This is a genomic window from Pseudonocardia sp. WMMC193, assembly GCF_021728735.1.
In the GTDB taxonomy this organism is placed as follows: Bacteria; Actinomycetota; Actinomycetes; order Mycobacteriales; family Pseudonocardiaceae; genus Pseudonocardia; species Pseudonocardia oroxyli.
Map to the genome: position 1 here is coordinate 2,814,873 of NZ_JAKKDO010000003.1, position 16,469 is coordinate 2,831,341.

At 72.6% G+C, this 16,469-nt stretch carries 16 protein-coding genes and 1 pseudogene; 6 read left to right on the forward strand and 11 right to left on the reverse strand.

The window, feature by feature from the left end:
* Nucleotides 1-2: 2 nt before the first annotated feature.
* From L3X23_RS14715 to L3X23_RS14730, 4 genes are all read right to left on the reverse strand, one after another.
* Complete coding sequence (locus tag L3X23_RS14715; RefSeq protein ID WP_237198030.1) at nt 3-785, reverse strand: hypothetical protein; 783 nt, start codon at nt 783-785, stop codon at nt 3-5.
* A gap of 247 nt (nt 786-1,032) precedes the next feature.
* Nucleotides 1,033-1,785 (reverse strand): succinate dehydrogenase/fumarate reductase iron-sulfur subunit, encoded by a 753-nt coding sequence (locus L3X23_RS14720; protein ID WP_237192752.1) that lies wholly within the window; start codon nt 1,783-1,785, stop codon nt 1,033-1,035.
* The gene (locus L3X23_RS14725; protein WP_237192753.1) at nt 1,782-3,725 is read right to left on the reverse strand and encodes a fumarate reductase/succinate dehydrogenase flavoprotein subunit; all 1,944 of its coding nucleotides are present in this window, start codon (nt 3,723-3,725) and stop codon (nt 1,782-1,784) included. Before L3X23_RS14725 ends, L3X23_RS14720 begins: the two co-directional genes overlap by 4 nt.
* A 1-nt stretch (nt 3,726) precedes the next feature.
* The gene (locus tag L3X23_RS14730; protein ID WP_237192754.1) at nt 3,727-4,443 is read right to left on the reverse strand and encodes a succinate dehydrogenase cytochrome b subunit; all 717 of its coding nucleotides are present in this window, start codon (nt 4,441-4,443) and stop codon (nt 3,727-3,729) included.
* An 89-nt stretch (nt 4,444-4,532) separates the two neighbouring features.
* On the opposite strand from L3X23_RS14730, the gene L3X23_RS14735 reads away from it, so the two are divergent.
* Nucleotides 4,533-5,471: a LysR family transcriptional regulator gene (locus L3X23_RS14735; protein WP_237192755.1), complete on the forward strand. Its 939-nt coding sequence runs from the start codon at nt 4,533-4,535 to the stop codon at nt 5,469-5,471.
* Between the two features lie 171 nt (nt 5,472-5,642).
* Here L3X23_RS14735 and L3X23_RS14740 read toward each other — a convergent pair whose 3' ends face one another.
* Nucleotides 5,643-6,476 (reverse strand): MurR/RpiR family transcriptional regulator, encoded by an 834-nt coding sequence (locus L3X23_RS14740; RefSeq protein ID WP_237192756.1) that lies wholly within the window; start codon nt 6,474-6,476, stop codon nt 5,643-5,645.
* A 24-nt stretch (nt 6,477-6,500) separates the two neighbouring features.
* On the opposite strand from L3X23_RS14740, the gene L3X23_RS14745 reads away from it, so the two are divergent.
* Nucleotides 6,501-7,259, forward strand: a complete 759-nt coding sequence (locus L3X23_RS14745) for an alpha/beta hydrolase (protein WP_237192757.1) — start codon at nt 6,501-6,503, stop codon at nt 7,257-7,259.
* Between the two features lie 69 nt (nt 7,260-7,328).
* A complete protein-coding gene (locus L3X23_RS14750; RefSeq protein WP_237192758.1) occupies nt 7,329-8,357 on the forward strand; it encodes an ABC transporter substrate-binding protein in 1,029 nt (342 codons plus the stop codon).
* A gap of 280 nt (nt 8,358-8,637) precedes the next feature.
* Here L3X23_RS14750 and L3X23_RS36160 read toward each other — a convergent pair whose 3' ends face one another.
* The 5 genes from L3X23_RS36160 to L3X23_RS14775 form a co-directional block, all read right to left on the reverse strand.
* Nucleotides 8,638-9,804 (reverse strand): RecX family transcriptional regulator, encoded by a 1,167-nt coding sequence (locus L3X23_RS36160; protein WP_308116901.1) that lies wholly within the window; start codon nt 9,802-9,804, stop codon nt 8,638-8,640.
* A gap of 2 nt (nt 9,805-9,806) precedes the next feature.
* On the reverse strand, nt 9,807-10,856 hold the full coding sequence (recA, locus tag L3X23_RS14760; protein WP_093079091.1) for a recombinase RecA: 1,050 nt from the start codon (nt 10,854-10,856) through the stop codon (nt 9,807-9,809).
* Between the two features lie 247 nt (nt 10,857-11,103).
* Nucleotides 11,104-11,313 carry a DUF3046 domain-containing protein gene (locus L3X23_RS14765; protein WP_093079094.1) on the reverse strand — a complete coding sequence of 70 codons (210 nt, stop codon included), beginning with the start codon at nt 11,311-11,313 and terminating at the stop codon, nt 11,104-11,106.
* 44 nt (nt 11,314-11,357) lie between these two features.
* Nucleotides 11,358-12,131, reverse strand: a complete 774-nt coding sequence (locus L3X23_RS14770) for an ABC transporter permease (RefSeq protein ID WP_237192759.1) — start codon at nt 12,129-12,131, stop codon at nt 11,358-11,360.
* A complete protein-coding gene (locus tag L3X23_RS14775; RefSeq protein ID WP_237192760.1) occupies nt 12,128-13,030 on the reverse strand; it encodes an ATP-binding cassette domain-containing protein in 903 nt (300 codons plus the stop codon). The genes L3X23_RS14770 and L3X23_RS14775 overlap by 4 nt, the downstream gene beginning before the upstream one ends.
* 42 nt (nt 13,031-13,072) lie before the next feature.
* On the opposite strand from L3X23_RS14775, the gene L3X23_RS14780 reads away from it, so the two are divergent.
* Together L3X23_RS14780 and L3X23_RS14785 are read left to right on the forward strand one after the other, a co-directional pair.
* The gene (locus L3X23_RS14780; RefSeq protein ID WP_237192761.1) at nt 13,073-13,765 is read left to right on the forward strand and encodes a TetR/AcrR family transcriptional regulator; all 693 of its coding nucleotides are present in this window, start codon (nt 13,073-13,075) and stop codon (nt 13,763-13,765) included.
* Entirely contained in the window at nt 13,762-15,021 is a 1,260-nt protein-coding gene (locus L3X23_RS14785) for a CoA transferase (protein ID WP_237192762.1), read from the forward strand. Before L3X23_RS14780 ends, L3X23_RS14785 begins: the two co-directional genes overlap by 4 nt.
* 75 nt (nt 15,022-15,096) lie before the next feature.
* On the opposite strand, the gene L3X23_RS14790 is transcribed toward L3X23_RS14785, so the two are convergent.
* A complete protein-coding gene (locus tag L3X23_RS14790) occupies nt 15,097-15,651 on the reverse strand; it encodes a TetR/AcrR family transcriptional regulator (protein WP_237192763.1) in 555 nt (184 codons plus the stop codon).
* Between the two features lie 40 nt (nt 15,652-15,691).
* Here L3X23_RS14790 and L3X23_RS14795 point away from each other — a divergent pair.
* Nucleotides 15,692-16,453 (forward strand): annotated as a pseudogene (locus tag L3X23_RS14795) (DMT family transporter); the annotation flags it as partial.
* Nucleotides 16,454-16,469 lie beyond the last annotated feature (16 nt).

The following is a 16,469-nucleotide window of genomic DNA, read 5'->3' on the forward strand; positions in this document are numbered from 1 at the left end:
GCTCACCCCACGATCCGCAGGTCGGAGAACCAGCCGGCCGAGACGCACATGATGTAGGCGTCCGTGATCGCCAGGCTCGCGAGCGTCGCCCAGGCCAGCTGCATGTGCTTGGCGTTCAGCTTGCTGACCCCGACCCAGGCCTTGTAGCGCACCGGGTGCTTGGAGAAGTGGTTCAGCCTGCCGCCGATGATCGACCGGCAGGAGTGGCACGAGGCGGTGTAGAGCCACAGCAGCACGACGTTCGCGACCAGGATGATGTTGCCCAGACCCAGGCCGAACGACCCGTCGTCCTTGATGAACGCCTTGACCGCGTCGTAGGTGTTGAGCAGCGAGATCAGCGCCGCGATGTAGAAGAAGTAGCGGTGCAGGTTCTGCAGGATCAGCGGGAAGCGGGTCTCGCCGGTGTACTTGCCGTGCGGCTCGGCCACCGCGCACGCGGGCGGGCTGCCCCAGAAGGCCCGGTAGTAGGCCTTACGGTAGTAGTAGCAGGTCAGCCGGAACAGCAGCAGGAACGGCAGCGAGATCGCCGCGTACGGCAGCCACCAGACGTCCGGTAGGAACCGGCCGAAGTGCGCCGCCTGCTCCACGCAGCCGTTCGAGACGCACGGTGAGTAGAACGGCGTCAGGTAGTTGTACTCGGGTACGAAGTACCAGTTCTGCATGAACGCGCGGACGGTCGCGTAGACGACCCAGGCGCCCAGTCCCGCCACGTTCAGCAGCGGTGGGAGCCACCAGCGGTCCGTGCGGAGCGTCCGTGCCGCGATCTGTGCGCGGCCGGCCGCCATGTCAGTGGTGGATGACACGTCGTCCCTCGTTCGGCGTCGTTGCCTGTCGTGCGGATCACACGGAGGGTACGACGCAGATCACAGCGCGAGGGTGTCGGGTCGGGAACATTCGCGGACACGAGACGGAGGTCACACTCCGTGCGCGGGTACTCACGCAACACGACGAGCCCGGCCCCCACCAGGGGTTCCGGGCTCCACCGACCTGTGAGTGGCGATAGTCGCCAGAGCGACTATCGCCACTCACGGGTCACTTCTTGCGGCCGCCGACGGTGGCCTTGAGGTAGTCGTGGTTGAGCTGGGAGATCACGTCGAGCGGGATCTCCTTCGGGCAGGCCGTGGCGCACGCGCCGGTGTTGGTGCAGCCGCCGAAGCCGGCGTCGTCGTGCGTCTCGACCATGTTCACCACGCGCTCCCAGCGCTCCGGCTGACCCTGCGGCATCTCGCCGAGGTGGGTCAGCTTGGCGCCGAGGAACAGCGACGCGGAGCCGTTGGGGCAGGCCGCCACGCACGCACCGCAGCCGATGCAGGCCGCCGCGGAGAACGACCGGTCCGCCGCCGCCTTGGGCACCGGGGTGGAGTGCGCCTCGGGGGCCGAGCCGGTGTTCGCCGAGATGTAGCCGCCGGCCTGGATGATCTTGTCGAACGCGCCGCGGTCGACGACCAGGTCCTTGATCACCGGGAACGCGCCCGCCCGGAAGGGCTCGACGGTGATCGTGTCGCCGTCGTTGAACTTCCGCATGTGCAGCTGGCAGGTCGTGGTGGACCGCTCGGGGCCGTGCGGCTGCCCGTCGATCACCATCGAGCACATGCCGCAGATGCCCTCACGGCAGTCGTGGTCGAACGCCACGGGCTCCTCGCCCGAGAGGATCAGCTTCTCGTTCAGCACGTCGATGAGCTCGAGGAACGACATGTCCTCCGACGCGTCGTCGACGGTGTAGTCGACCATGCGGCCCTTGTCGACCGGGTCCTTCTGGCGCCAGACGCGCAGGTTGACCTTCACTTGTAGCTCCGCTGGGTCGGGTGGACGTACTCGAAGTTCAGCTCTTCCTTGTGCAGCACCGGGGCCGAGCCCGCACCCGTGTACTCCCAGGCCCCCGCGTAGGCGAAGTTCTCGTCGTCACGCTGCGCCTCGCCGTCCTCGGTCTGGCTCTCGGCGCGGAAGTGGCCGCCGCAGGACTCCCTGCGGTGCAGGGCGTCCAGGCACATGAGCTCGCCGAGCTCGATGAAGTCGGCGACCCGGCCGGCCTTCTCGAGGCTCTGGTTGAGCTCCGCCCCCGTGCCGGGGACCTTGACGTTGTTCCAGAACTCGCGGCGCAGCTCGGCGAGGAGGTCGATGGCCTTGAGCAGGCCCTCCTCGGTGCGCTCCATGCCGCAGTAGTCCCACATGATGTGGCCGAGCTCGCGGTGGAACGAGTCGACGGTCCGGTTGCCGTTGATCGACAGCAGCTTCTCGATGCGGCTCTGGACGGCCGCCTCGGCCTCGACGACCTCGGGGGCGTCCGGCGCGACCTCGGGCAGCTTGTTCGACGCCAGGTAGTCGCCGATCGTGACCGGCAGGACGAAGTAGCCGTCGGACAGGCCCTGCATCAGCGCCGAGGCACCCAGGCGGTTCGCGCCGTGGTCGGAGAAGTTGGCCTCGCCCGCGACGTAGAGCCCGGGGATGGTGCTCTGCAGGTCGTAGTCGACCCACAGCCCGCCCATCGTGTAGTGCACGGCGGGGAAGATGCGCATCGGCATCTCGTACGGGTCCTCGCCCGTGATCCGCTCGTACATCTCGAAGAGGTTGCCGTACTTGGCCTCGACGGCCTTGCGGCCCAGGCGCTGGATGGCGTCGTCGAAGTCGAGGTACACCCCGAGGCCCGACGGGCCGACCCCGCGCTTCTCGTCGCAGACCTCCTTGGCCGCCCGGGACGCGATGTCCCGCGGGACCAGGTTGCCGAAGCTCGGGTACTTGCGCTCGAGGAAGTAGTCGCGCTCGGAGTGCGGGATGTCCTTGGGCTTGCGGGTGTCGCCCAGCTGCTTCGGGACCCACACGCGGCCGTCGTTGCGCAGCGACTCCGACATCAGGGTCAGCTTCGACTGGTGGTCGCCGGAGACCGGGATGCAGGTCGGGTGGATCTGGGTGAAGCACGGGTTCGCGAACAGGGCGCCCTTGCGGTGCGCGCGCCAGTTCGCGGTGACGTTGCAGCCCTTGGCGTTCGTCGACAGGTAGAAGACGTTGCCGTAGCCGCCGGTGGCCAGGACCACGGCGTCGGCCAGGTGCGAGGAGATCTCGCCGGTGACCATGTCCCGGACCACGACGCCGCGCGCCCGGCCCTCGACCACGATCAGCTCCAGCATCTCGTGGCGCTGGTACATGTTCACGGTGCCGGCGTGGATCTGGCGCTCGAGGGCCTGGTACGCGCCGAGCAGCAGCTGCTGACCCGTCTGCCCGCGGGCGTAGAAGGTGCGGGAGACCTGCACGCCACCGAACGAGCGGGTGTCGAGCAGACCGCCGTACTCGCGGGCGAACGGGACGCCCTGCGCCACGCACTGGTCGATGATCTGCCGGGAGATCTCGGCGAGGCGGTGCACGTTCGACTCGCGGGCGCGGAAGTCGCCGCCCTTCACCGTGTCGTAGAACAGCCGGTAGACGCTGTCGCCGTCGTTGCGGTAGTTCTTCGCCGCGTTGATGCCGCCCTGCGCCGCGATCGAGTGCGCCCGGCGCGGGCTGTCCTGGTAGCAGAAGCTCGTGACGTGGTAGCCGGCCTCGCCCAGGGTCGCCGCCGCCGCGCCGCCCGCCAGGCCGGTGCCCACGACGATGATCTTGACCTTGCGCTTGTTGGCCGGGTTGACCAGCTTGACGCCGAACTTGCGGCGCTCCCACCGGGTCTCGATGGGACCGTCGGGGGCGGCCTTGTCGACGACCGGTGCGCCGACGGTGTAGTCCGAGTAGCTCATGTCAGATCCATCCGAACGTGGCGGAGATCGGGACGATCAGGAAGCCGACGATCAGCACGGTGCTGAACACCGTGGCGATCGCCTTGAGCGTCTTCTCGCGGCGGTTGCTGTTCCAGCCCAGGGTCTGGATCGCGCTCCACAGACCGTGGCGCAGGTGGAACCAGATCGCGAGCAGCGCGATCACGTAGAAGAGGGTGACGTACCAGCGGTCCGGCGCGAAGCCGGCCGTGATGTTCTCGTAGGGCTTGAGGTGGGCACCGACCGGGTTCGCGACGCCGACCGTGAGGTCGAGGATGTGGTAGATCACGAACAGCAGGACGATGACGCCGCCCCAGCGCATCGTGCGCGTGGTGTAGCTGCCCTTGACCTTGTTGCCCGCCGCGTACTTGACCGGCCGGGCCCGCTTGGCCCGCAGGGCCAGCAGAGTCGCCGCCCAGATGTGCCCGATCACCGAGGCCAGCAGGGCGATGCGCACCACCCAGACGAAGCCCTCCCAGCCGAGCACGGGCTCGAGCAGGGTCCGGAGCCACTCCGCGTAGCCGTTGATCGCCGTCGGCCCCCAGAAGATCTGGAGGTTGCCGATCATGTGCACCACGAGGTAGGCCACGAGCACGAAACCGCTCAGGGCCATCACGAACTTGAGAAGGACCGCCGGGATCAACGGCCGCTTGGGCCGTGCCGGGGTCGCGGAGGCTTTCGCCGAGCCTCCCGTAGACACCTGTGTCGCCACGGCGCCCAGTGCACTACTCAGGGGGGATGCCGTCCAATGCATGAGGACGCCATGATCTATGCACGTAAGCTATACGCGTGACACTTCAGCAGCTCGCGTACTTCGTCGCGGTCGCCGACGTGCGCAGCTTCACTCGGGCGGCCGACGTGGTGGGTGTTGCGCAGCCCACACTGTCTCGCCAGCTCAGGGCATTGGAAGACGATCTCGGGGCGCCGTTGGTCAACCGCGGGAAGACCGTCTCGCTGACGCCCGCGGGCGAGGCCGTCCTCCCCCTGGCCCGCCGGATGCTCGCGGACATGGACACCGCCCGCACGGCGGTCGCCGAGCTCGCGGGCCTGCGGACGGGTCGCGTGCGGGTCGGCGCCACCCCGTCGATGTGCATCGGGCTGCTCGCGGACGTGCTCCGGCTCTTCCACGAACGGCACCCCGAGATCCACCTCGAGCTCGCCGAGAACGGCTCGCAGTCCCTCGTCCGCGACCTCGCCCGCGGCGCCCTGGACGTGGCGCTGGTGATCGTGCCGCCGTCCGGCGTCGACCCCGCGCTGCACACCCTGCCGCTGCTGCGGGAGCGGCTGTCGGTGGCCTCGCCGCGGTCGGGGCGGCCGCCGTCGTCCCGGGGGTCGATGACGGTCACCGAGCTGTCCCGGCGCTCGCTGGTGATGGTCCGGCAGGGCTACGACCTGCGGGAGGTGACGCTGGAGGCCTACCGGGAGGCGGGCGTCACGCCGAAGTTCGCCGTGGAGGGCGGCGAGATGGACGCGGTGTTGCGCCTGGTCGAGGCGGGGACCGGCGTGGCCGTGGTGCCGGACCTGGTGTTCGCGGGGCGCCCCCGGCTGCGCCGCACGGTGCTCACCCCGCCGCTCTACCGCACCGTCGCCCTCGCCCGACGCACGGACATCGCCCCCACCCACGCCGCCCAGGCCTTCATCGACGTGCTGCTGAACTTCGTGAGCACCGTCGACGCGATCGGCGGCCTCTCCGCGGACGTCCAGGTCCTGCACCGCCCCGAGCAGTGATCATCGGGCGCTGAGGGTTGGGAGCGCAGGCACAGCCGACCCTGAGCGCCTGGTGATCAAGCCCCCGCACGATCACCAGGCGCTCAGGGTCGGCGGAGCGGGTTCGCTCGACCCTGGGCGCCTGATGATCTTCACCTGCCGTGATCACCAGTCGCTGAGGGTTCGTGCTGGTCAGGGGCGGTCGCGGGTAAGGGACTCGCGCAGGCGGGTCAGGGTCTGGTCGGCGGCGACCACGCGCTGCTCGTCCCGGGCCGACACCGCGAGGAGGAGGGCGTCGGTGAGGACGCCCGCCGTGAGGGTCTCGCCGGTGAGGTCGCCGGTGCCGTGCGCGGCGGGCAGCGTGACGTCCGCCGGGAGCTGCAGCGAGTCCGTGACCAGCAGGGAGCTCGCCCCGGTGGCGCGGGCGTGCTGCAGGACCACCTCCGCGTCGACCGTGCGGCGGCCCGGCAGGAACAACACCACGGCCGTGCCGGGGCGCAGGCCCATGAGGTCGTCGGCGAGCCGGAAGCCGGAGGCCCCGGTGGCGCGGGCCCGGCGACCGGCGCGGGTGAGCCGCAGCGCCAGCGAGCGCGCGAGCAGCTCGGACGGGCCGATGCCGTACGCCACGACCTCCTCCGCCGCGACCAGCAGCTCGACGGCCGCCTCGAAGGCCCGCGCGTCGACCGCCGCGGCCGTGCGGGCGAGCCGGTCCGCGGCGTCGGCGAAGACCTGCGCGAGCACGCCCTCCGGGGTGGCGGTCGCGGCGGCGCGGGCGAGGACCGCCGGACCCGTCACCCCCACGACGTGGTCGGTGAGGCTCTCCCGCAGGCCGGGCAGGCCGTCGTAGCCGAGCTTGCGGGCGGTGCGCACCACCGTCGCGTCGCTGGTCCCGGCGGCCTCGGCGATCTGCCCGGCAGTGCTGAAGATGGCCTGTCGCGGGGCGCCCAGCAGGTGGTCCACCACGCGCTGCTCCGCCGCGGTCAGCCGCACCGCCCGGATCCGCTCCAGGAGCGTTGTCGTCGCCACTACAGGAACTGTAGTGTTCGCGACATGACGACGGCGCTCGACTCGCGGGGACCCTCCCCGCTCTTCGCCGCCCAGGTCGACCGCCGGTTCTCCTACTTCCTCTACGTCCCGGCCGAACCCCGACACGTCGTGGTGGTCGTCCACGGCACGCAGCGGATGGCCGAGCGCTACCGGGACGCCTACCGCGGGTTCGCCGAGGAGCACGACTGCCTCGTCGTCGCGCCGCTGTTCCCCGCCGGGGCCGACGAGCCCGGCGACCTCTCCGGCTACAAGCGCCTCGCCTTCCGCGGCACCCGCTACGACCTCGTCCTGCTCGCGATGCTCGAGGAGATCGGCGTCGGCGGGCGGCGGTTTCACCTGCACGGCTTCTCCGGCGGCGGCCAGTTCGCCCACCGGTTCGCGCTGCTGCACGCCGAGCGGCTCGCCTCGGTGTCGATCGGCGCGCCCGGTCGGGTCACCCGGATCGACCCGGACACCCCCTGGTGGCTCGGCACCGCCGACGTCCTCGAGCGGTTCGGGCGCCCGGTCGACGTGGACGGGCTGCGCCGCGTGCCGGTCCAGATGGTGGTCGGCGCCGCGGACACCGAGACCCGGGAGATCGCCGAACCCGGGCTCGACGCCGGGGGCGACACCCGCATCGACCGGCTGCGGTCGCTGCGGGCGAACTTCGAGGCCCACGGCATCGGCGTCGACTTCGCGGTGCTCCCGGGCATCGGCCACCGCGGGTTGCAGGTCCAACCCGAGGTCCACCGGTTCTTCGCCGCCCGGCTGCGCGGCGGCTGAACCCTGCTCCACCCCGTTCCCCCGGACGACGCCACCACCCACCACCTCCCCATCCTCTGGAGAGGTCCCATGTCCCCACTCCCCCGCCACCCGGCGTCCCCCCGGACGTCCTGGCGCTCCCGAACCGCACTCCTGTTCCTGATCACCGCGCTGACGGCCGGGTGCGCGGCACCCGCCGTGTCCGGATCGGGGAACACTGACGTCGCGACCGGCGGCGCCCGGTTCTCCACGGCCGACGCGGCGACCGCGGCACTCGGCGCGGACGTCGCGCCCGGCGTCTTCCCCCGGACGATCACGCACTCCGCCGGGCAGACCCGACTCGAGGCCAAGCCCACCCGCGTGGTCGTCCTGGACACCGGCGAGCTCGACGACGTGCTCGCGCTCGGGATCACCCCGGTCGGCGTCGCCAGCCCGGACGGGAAGGTCTCGCCCTACCTGGAGCCGCGGATCCCCGGCGTGACCCGGCTCGGACCGCTGGACCCGCTGAACCTCGAAGGGGTCGCGGCGCTGCAGCCGGACCTGATCCTCGGCAGTGCGCTGCGGGTCGAACAGCTCTACCCGCAGCTCACGGCCATCGCGCCGACCGTGCTCAGCATCCGGCCCGGGTTCCCGTGGAAGGAGAACCTGCGGCTCGTCGGCGCCGCGCTCGGCGAGGAGGACAAGGCCGTCGAGCTGCTCAACGCCTACCAGACCAAGGCGGACGCGGTGCGCGAGCGGCTGGCGGGCGCCCCGCCCACGATCTCGCTGGTCCGGTTCATGCCCGGGCGGCTGCGGCTCTACGGCAACCTGTCGTTCATCGGCGTGATCCTCCAGGACGTGGGGCTCCCCCGTCCCCCGACGCAGGACTTCGACGAGCTCGCCACCGAGATCTCCGAGGAACGCATCGACCAGGCCGCGGGCGACCGGATCTTCTACTCCAGCTACGGGGACCCGCAGACCACCGGCCAGGACGCCGTGGTGAACGGCGCGCTGTGGGCCCGCATCCCCGCGGTGGCGGCCGGGCACGCCCAGCAGGTCGACGACACGGTCTGGTTCCTGGGCCTCGGCCCGCTCGGCGCGGACCTGGTCCTGGACGATCTCACCCGGCTCCTCGGCTGAGGGCCTGACGCTGGGGACGCCCAAGCACCACGCAGCGCCCCAGCCCCCTTGACGCTCGGGACGCCCAAGCGTCGGTCAGTGACGCTTGGGACGCCCAAGCGTCACGCGACGCCGCGAAGGCCTGACGCTTGGGACGCCCAAGCACCACCCAGCGACACTTGGGACGCCCAAGCACCACGCGGTGCAGCGGGCGCCTGACGCTTGGGACGCCCAAGCACCGCTGAGTGACGCTTGGGCGTCCCAAGCGTCAAGGGGCTGCCCGGGGCCCCGACGGCGGGGCTCAGGTGTCCGCGGCGGGGCCGAGCTCGTCCTCGTCCGCGCCGTGTTCGGCGAGGGCGGTGCGGACCACGCTGTAGGCGATGCTCGACGGATACCCCTTGCGCGCGAGCATGCCGACCAGGCGCTGGCCGACCTTGCGGCGCTCGTCGGGGCCGTCCACCCGGGCGGTGCGGAGCTTGCGGTCGACCAGCTCGCGGGCGCGGAGCGCCTCGGCCTCGTCGTCCACCTCGGTGAGCGCCTCGTCCGCGACCTCCCGGTCGACGCCCTTGCGGCGCAGTTCTTGGGCGATCGCGCGGCGGCCGAGACCGCGGTGGCGGTGCCGCGAGCGCACCCACGCCCCGGCGAAGGCCTCGTCGTCGATCAGGCCGACCTCGTCGAAGCGCTCCAGGACCCGCTCGGCGATCTCGTCCGCGACGCCTTTCTGCTTCAGCTTCACGCCCAGTTCGTGCTTGCTGCGGGCCCGGTCGGTCAGCAGCCGCAGGCACATCTCCTTGGCCGCGGCCTCCTGCTCCTCCGGGCTGCGGGTGTCCTCGACCGGCTCCTGCGGGCGCTCCCGCCGCGAGCGGGCGCGACCGCGGCCACGCTCACGGGTGGGTCGCTCCGGGTCCGTTCCGACGGCGGTGAACTCCCCCGCTTCCCAGGCCGCGGACTCGGTGTCCAGCGCCGGCGCGTCGTCCGAGGTGCGCCGCGACCGGGACGACCCGGCGCGGCCGCGCGACGGCGCCTCACGACCCGAGCCCCGCCCGCGCGTCGACCGCCCGAAGCGCAGGTCCTCCATCGTGAGCCGGGGAGCCCCCTCCACCGGCGCGGCGAGCCCGCCCAGCTCGGCGGGCGGCTGCCGGTTCGGCGCCGCCAGCTCGCCGAACTCGACGAGCGTCGGGGCGCGCGGACCGGCCGGCTCCTGTGCTGCCCGGTCCTGTGCTGGCGAGTCCTGTCCCCCCGGGTCCCGGGGCGCCCCGTCCGCAGGCGCCGCAGCCGGGGCGAGATCGCCGAAGTCCGCGACCGCGGCGGGGCCCGATCGCGTGCGCTCCGCCGGTCCCCCACCCTCGTCGGCGGGCTCGTCGGTCGGGTCGTCGAACGACGCCACCGCCACCTCCGCACGGGCGGAGGGGGCGAGGTCGTCCATCGACAGGCGCCGCCCGGAGGCGGGGGTCGTGCCCGATCCCACCGTCAGAAGTCGACCGGGGCAGGCAGCGGCTCGACCTTGTCGACGTCCGCGTCGAGCACCGCGCCGATGCCGAGCTTCTCCTTGATCCGCTTCTCCACCTCGGCGGCGATGTCCGGGTTCTCCTTGAGGAACTTCCGGGCGTTCTCCTTGCCCTGCCCCATCTGGTCGCCCTCGTAGGTGTACCAGGCACCGGACTTGCGGATGATCCCCTGCTCGACGCCCACGTCGATCAGCGAGCCCTCCCGGCTGATGCCGACGCCGTACAGCACGTCGAACTCCGCCTGCTTGAACGGCGGCGCCACCTTGTTCTTGACGACCTTGACCCGGGTGCGGCTGCCGACCATGTCGGTGCCGTCCTTCAGGGTCTCGATGCGGCGGATGTCCAGGCGGACGGACGCGTAGAACTTCAGCGCCTTGCCGCCGGTCGTGGTCTCCGGGGACCCGAACATCACGCCGATCTTCTCGCGCAGCTGGTTGATGAAGATCGCGGTGGTGCCGGACTGGCTCAGCGCACCGGTGATCTTCCGCAGCGCCTGGCTCATCAGCCGGGCCTGCAGGCCGACGTGGCTGTCGCCCATCTCGCCCTCGATCTCGGCGCGGGGCACGAGCGCGGCCACCGAGTCGATGACGATGATGTCCAGCGCGCCGGAGCGGATCAGCATGTCCGCGATCTCCAGCGCCTGCTCACCGGTGTCCGGCTGCGAGACCAGCAGCGCGTCGGTGTCGACGCCGAGCGCCTTCGCGTACTCCGGGTCCAGCGCGTGCTCCGCGTCGATGAACGCGGCGGTGCCGCCCGCGGCCTGCGCGCTGGCCACCGCGTGCAGCGCGACCGTGGTCTTACCGCTGGACTCCGGCCCGTAGATCTCCACGACCCGGCCGCGAGGCAGCCCGCCGACACCGAGCGCCACGTCCAGCGCGATCGACCCGGTGGGGATCACGCCGATCGGCGGGCGGGTGTCGTCGCCGAGGCGCATGACCGAACCCTTGCCGTGGTTCTTCTCGATCTGGGCGAGGGCGAGCTGGAGCGCCTTCTCGCGGTCGGGAGTGCTCATCTGACTACCTCGCTCGGTGCGGGACGGGGCCGGGGTGGATGTGTTCGACGTCTTCCGGGGAGCCACGGAGGAACCGTATTGGAGCCCACCGACAGTTCTCACACTCACGCCCCCGCTGTGGACGGCCGGGGCCGGGTGTGGACAACACCGTAGCCGAACGCCTGTTCGAAGCGAACCCGACACGCCGATCGGCTACCCTGCCGCGCCCAGCGGCCCGACCGCCCCGCCCGACGTCCCGAGGACCGGGTCAGTCGTCCCGGCCCAGCCGCCGGGCGGGCGGCACGTCGTAGGCCACGCAGATGACCTCCCAGACGCGCTTCGGGTCGATCCCCGCCGCGATCGCCTGGTCGGCCGTCCGCCCGCCGAGCTCGGAGAACACGTGGTCACGGGCGAGCGAACCCGCCCGCATCTCGCCGAACTCGTCGTGCATCAGGGTCCGGAACTGGCTCAGTCGCACGGCCCCAGCGTACGGACCTCGGCGCACGGACTCGGCGCACGGACTCACCGCGCACGGCGACGGAACAGCAGCCCCGCGGCCACCACGCCCAGCGCCCCGAAGCCACCCCACCACGCCACCGCGAGCCAGGCCGAGGACCCGACCGGCGTCCCGAGCAGCAGCGCCCGCACCGACTCGATCAGCGGCGTCATCGGCTGGTGCGCCGCGAACCCGCGCAGCACCGCGGGCATGGTCTCCGGCGGCACGAAACCGCTGCTCACGTACGGGAGGAAGAGCAGCACGAAGGACAGCCCGCCCGCCGCCTCGACCGAGGACACGAGCAACCCGAACGCCGCCGACAGCGCCGACACCCCGGCCATGAACAGCACCAGCAGACCCAGCACGGCGACCCAGTCCGACAGCGACGCCACCGGCCGGAACCCGAGCGCGACCGCCACGGCGACGACCACGGCCGTGGAGACGACGTTCCGCACCACGGAGGCGACCACGTGCCCCGCCAGCACCGCCGAGCCCACGACCGGCAGCGACCGCAGCCGGTCGATCACCCCGGTCGTCATGTCCTGGTTGACCGCGACCGCGGTCGACGCCGTGCCGAACGCCGCGCACAGCACGATCACCCCGGGCACGACGTAGGTGAGGTACTCACCGCCCCGGTCGATCGCGCCGCCGAAGACGAACACGAACACGCAGAGGATCAGCAGGGGCAGCACGATCGCCGAGATCGTGGCGTCGACGCTGCGCGCGGAGTGCCGCAGGCTGCGCCCGAGCAGGACGGCGACGTCGAGCAGCGGGCCGGGGGTCTTCGAGTAGGCGCTCATGCGGTCACCTGCAGGAACACGTCGTCGAGGGTCGGGCGGTGCACGGCGACCCGCAGCACCGGCACCCCGGCCACCACCTCCAGGACCTCGCGGACCCCGGCGGCCGTGCCGTCGGTGCGCACGTGCAGCGAGAGCCCGTCGACCCGGCCGCCGACCAGCAGTGCGGAGGCCGCGGCGAGCGCCGCCTCGTCCGGCAGCACCAGCTCGACGGTCTCGCCGCCGATGAGCGCCTTGAGCTGGTCGGCGGTGCCCGCGGCGGCGATCCGACCGTCGGCGAGGACCGAGATCGTGTCCGCCAGCCGGTCGGCCTCCTCCAGGTACTGCGTGGTCAGCAGCACGGTGACGCCCGAGGCCGCGAGCTCCGCCACCGTGTCCCGGACGTCTCGCCGGGAACGGGGGTCGAGGCCGGTCGTGGGCTCGTCGAGGAACAGGACGACGGGGTCGTCGACCAGCCCGAGGGCGATGTCGAGCCGCCGCGCCATGCCCCCGGAGTAGGTCGACACCCTCCGGTCGGCGGCCTCGACCAGGTCGAACCGCTCGAGCAGGGCCTGTGCCCGTTCTCGGGCGACCGCCTTGGTGAGGTGCCGCAGCCGCCCCATCATCACGAGGTTCTCCCGGCCGGTCAGCACCTCGTCGACGGTCGCGTGCTGGCCGGTGAGGCTGATCCGGCGGCGGACCTCGGCGGGCGCGCCGACGACGTCCACCCCTGCGACCACCACGCGGCCCGCGTCCGGGCGCAGCAGTGTGGAGAGGATCTTCACGGTGGTCGTCTTGCCCGCCCCGTTCGGCCCGAGCAGGGCGGCGACGGTGCCCGGCGCCACCTGCAGCTCGATCCCCGCCAGGACCGGGCGGTCCCCGAAGGACTTCCGCAGCCCCTCGACCTCGATTGTGTATGCCATACACACGAGTATATGCCATACACACGTCGTAGGATCGAGTCGATGGACGCCCTGGAAGCCGTCTGGACGGCCAGGCCCGACGACCGCGAAGGTCTGTCGTTGGGCCGGATCGTCGCGGCCGCGATCGCCCTGGCCGACGCCGAGGGGCTCGCCGCCGTGTCGATGGCCAGGATCGCCAAGGCCCTCGGCTTCACGACGATGTCGCTCTACCGGCACGTCGGGAGCAAGGAGGAGCTGATCCTGCACATGCAGGACGCCGCGGTCGGCCCGCCGCCCGAGCGCGAGACGGAGCCGGACGAGGACTGGCGCCCGGCCGTCGAACGCTGGGCCTGGGGCACCTGCGCGCGCATGCGCGCCCACCCGTGGATCCTGCAGACCCTGCCCGTCCTGGGTCCCCCCGCGACGCCCCACCAGCTCACCTGGCTCGAGCACGGGCTGCGCGCGCTGCGCGCCACGCCGCTGTCCGAGCCGGAGAAGCTGCAGGTGATCCTGCTGATCAACGCGCACGTCTTCGGCGACGTGATCTTCGCGGGCGCCGAGGTCGCGGACGACGACAGCTACGAGCGGCTGTTCACCACCCACCTGGACCCGGGCCGGTTCCCGGCGCTGATCGCCGCCTTCACCGGGGGCGCGTTCGCCGAGACCGACGATCCCGAGGGCGACCGGGACAGCCGGTTCGCGTTCGGGCTGACGCGCATCCTCGACGGCGTCGCCCAGCTGATCGGGTCGCGATGATCGAGCAGGTGTGGGCCGAGCTGGGCGGCGATCCCGCCGCGCCGGGCCGCCTGACGACCACGGGGCCCGACCGGACGCTCGGGAGTCGGTTCCCGGTCACCGCGTTCGGCACCGCGGCGATCGGCGCCGCCCTGCTCGCGGCGTCCGACCGGCCCGTCGCGATCGACACCCGCCAGGCCGCGGTCGTCCTGCGCAGCGAGCGGTACCTGCGCAAGGTCGGGGTCGCGCCCGGGAGCCTGTTCGACCCGCTCTCGGCCTTCCACCGCACCGCGGACGGCTGGATCCGGCTGCACGCCAACTACCCGTGGCACGCGGAGGCGGCCCGGCGGGTCCTCGGTCTGACCGCGGACGCCGGGCTCGACGAGGTCCGCGCCGCGATCGGGACCTGGGAGAAGGTGCCGCTGGAGACCGCCCTGCACGAGGCGGGCGGGGTCGCGGCGGCCACCCGCACGGAGGCGGAGTGGGCGGCGTCGGACGCCGGGGTCGCGGCCGGGGCCCTGCCCCTCGTCGAGCGGCGGGTCGTCGGCGAGGCCGCACCCCGGCCGCCGGGCAGGCTGCGGGTGCTCGACCTGACCCGGGTGATCGCCGGGCCGGTCGCCACCCGCACCCTCGCCGCGCACGGCGCGGACGTGCTGCGGATCGACCCGCCGCACCGCCCGGAGATCGAGGTCCAGGCCTGGGAGACGCTGCCGGGCAAGCGGTCCGCGGTGGCCGAGCTCCCCCTGGAGGACCTGGTCGCGGGGGCCGACGTGCTGGTCACCGGCTACCGGCCGGGGTCCCTGGACCGCTTCGGGCTGGCCCCCGAGGAGCTGGCGGAGCGGCATCCGGGGCTCGTGGTCGTCACGCTGTCGGCGTGGGGCCACACCGGGCCCTGGGCCCGGCGGCGCGGGTTCGACTCGCTCGTCCAGTCCGCGTGCGGGATCGCGCTGGTGGAGGGGGATCCGGGAGCCCTGCCCGCGCAGGTGCTCGACCACGCGACGGGCTACCTGGGCGCGGCGGGCGCCCTGCTCGCCGTCGCCGCCCAGCGGCGGTCCGGCGGCACGCACCACGTCCGGCTCGCCCTGGCCGGCACCGCCGCCCACCTGCAGCGCCTGCCGCGCACCGACCCGGACGCGGTCGACGTGGACCCCGCGCCGTGGTTGGAGTCGCTGGGGCCGTTCACGATCGCCTCCCCGCCCGGCACGGTCGACGGGCGGCGGCTGCACTGGCCGTCGGAGCCGGACTACGGCGGCGCGACGCCCACGTGGCTACCCTGACCGGTATGTCCGATCCCACCGGCCTGTCCTCACCGCTCGGTCAGGCGGTGGTGCTGCTCATGCTGCTCGCCTCGCTCACGCTGCTGATCCGCTGGTGGGTGCAGAACCGCAGACGGTGAGCGCGGCGCGCTTGGCCCGCGCGGGGGCGTCCGGCACGCCGCCCGCCGTGGCCAGGACGGTCGCCCCCTCGTAGAGCAGGTGCAGCTGCTCGCCGACCTGCTCCGGGAGCCCCTCGGCCGCGGCGCGCGCCACCAGCCACGCCCGCATCTGCGCCTTCTCCGCCCGGATCACCGCCTCCGCGGGGTGCCCGGTGCCCCCGACCTCGGCGTAGGCGTTCACGAACGCGCAGCCGCGGTCCTGGTCGCGCAGCCAGTCGGCCAGCACGTCGAACACGTCGACCAGCGGACGGCCGGTCATGCGGTCACGCAGGAACTCCTGCCAGACCCCGCGCCGCCGCTCGAGGTACAGCGCGACCAGCGCGTCCTTGGAGCCGAAGCGGTCGTAGAGCGTCTTCTTCGTGACGCCCGCGGTCTCGGCGATCAGGTCGACGCCCACCGCCCGGATCCCCTGCCGGTAGAACAGCCTGCTCGCCGCGGCGATCAGCCGCTCGCCCGCCGGGGTGGTCTCCATACACTGCGAGTATACCGACCGGTGTGGTTACTTGCAGGGCATGCCCATTCTGTTCGTGCTGTTCTGGAGCTCGGGGTTCGTCGGGGCCGAGCTGGGGACCGGGTATGCGCCGGTGGACACGCTGCTGGCCTGGCGGTACCTGATCGCGGCCGCGCTGCTGTGGGGTGCCGTGCTGGTGGCGCGGCGGCCGATCCCCCGCGGCGCGGTCGGGCGGCAGGCCCTCCTGGGCACCCTGGGCCAGGCGCTCTACCTCGGCGGGGTCGTCACGGGCGTCGCGCTGGGGGTGCCCGCGGGCACGGCGGCCCTGGTCGCCGCGTTGCAGCCGCTGGTCGTGGCGGTGGCCGGGCCGCTGGTCGGCGAGCACACGACCCGCCGCCAACGGATCGGGCTGGGCGCCGGGCTCGTCGGGGTGACCCTGGTCGTGGCCGGGGACCTGGGACCGGGGACGGCGCCGTGGTGGGCCTTCCTGCTGCCGTTCGGCGGCACGCTGGCGCTGTCCGCGGGGACGCTGCTGGAGCGGCGGTGGAACCCGCCGGAGACCCCGCTGGTCGCGATGGCCCTGCAGGTGACGGCCGCCGCAGCGCTGTTCTGGCCGGTCACCGGGGTGCTCGGGCAGGCGGCTCCCCCCGCGGACCCGGGGTTCTGGGGCGCGGTCGCGTGGGTCGTCCTGCTCTCGACCTTCGGCGGCTACGGCACGTACCTGCTGGTCCTGCGCAGGAACGGCGCCACGCGGGTCTCGGCGCTGCTCTACCTGACCCCGCCGGTGACCATGGTCTGGGCCTATCTGATGTTCGGGGAGGTCCCGGGGATCTGGGCGG